This is a genomic window from Pyxidicoccus caerfyrddinensis, from assembly GCF_010894405.1.
GTDB lineage: Bacteria > Myxococcota > Myxococcia > Myxococcales > Myxococcaceae > Myxococcus > Myxococcus caerfyrddinensis.
On the sequence record NZ_JAAIYA010000118.1, the window covers coordinates 1 to 792 of the forward strand.

Here is a 792-nt window from a genome sequence, read left to right on the forward strand (position 1 = left end):
CGGAGGGGAGGGACGGGTCGAGGCAGAGGAAGGCGCCGCCGGCCTTGAGGATGGCGAGCATGCCCACCACCAGCTGCGCGGAGCGCTCCACGCACAGGCCCACGAGCACCTCGGGGCCGACGTGCAGCGCGCGCAGGTGGTGCGCGAGCTGGTTGGCACGCGCGTCGAGCTGCCGGTAGGTGAGCTGCTCCTCGCCGAAGACGAGGGCCACCGCGTCCGGAGTGCGCTCCACCTGGGCTTCGATGAGGGTGTGGACGGCCACCTCGGGCGGGGCGTCTGCCTTGATGGCATTCCACGCCTGGAGGAGTTGGTGGCGCTCGGCTTCGTCCATGAGTGGCAGCTCGGACAGGCGCGCTTCGGGCCGGGCCGCCACGCCTTGCAGCAGCGTGTGGAAGTGGCCCAGCAGCCGCGCCACGGTGCGCTCGTCGAAGAGGTCCGTGCTGTACTCCGCGGTGAGGCGCAGACCCTTCGGGTCCTCGGCGGCGATGAGCATCAGGTCGAAGCGGGCCGCGCCTGAGTCCACCGGCTGCGCGTGCATGCGCAGGCCGGGAAGCTGCACGGGCGGCAGCGGCGCGTTCTGCAGCACGAACATCACCTGGAACAGCGGCGGGACGTTGAGGTGGCGCGAGGGCTGGAGGACCTCCACCAGCTTCTCGAAGGGCAGTTCCTGGTGGGCGAAGGCGCCCAGGGCCGTCTCGTGGACGCGGCCCACGAGCTGCTGGAAGGTCGGGTCGCCGGACAAGTCAGTGCGCACCGCGAGGGTGTTGACGAACAGGCCGATGAGGCCCTCGA

1 protein-coding gene is annotated in these 792 nt (G+C 71.1%); it reads right to left on the reverse strand.

Annotated features, from left to right (window positions below):
* A partial coding sequence (locus tag G4D86_RS51760; RefSeq protein ID WP_164003101.1) for a condensation domain-containing protein occupies positions 1 to 792 on the reverse strand: 792 nt, incomplete at both ends.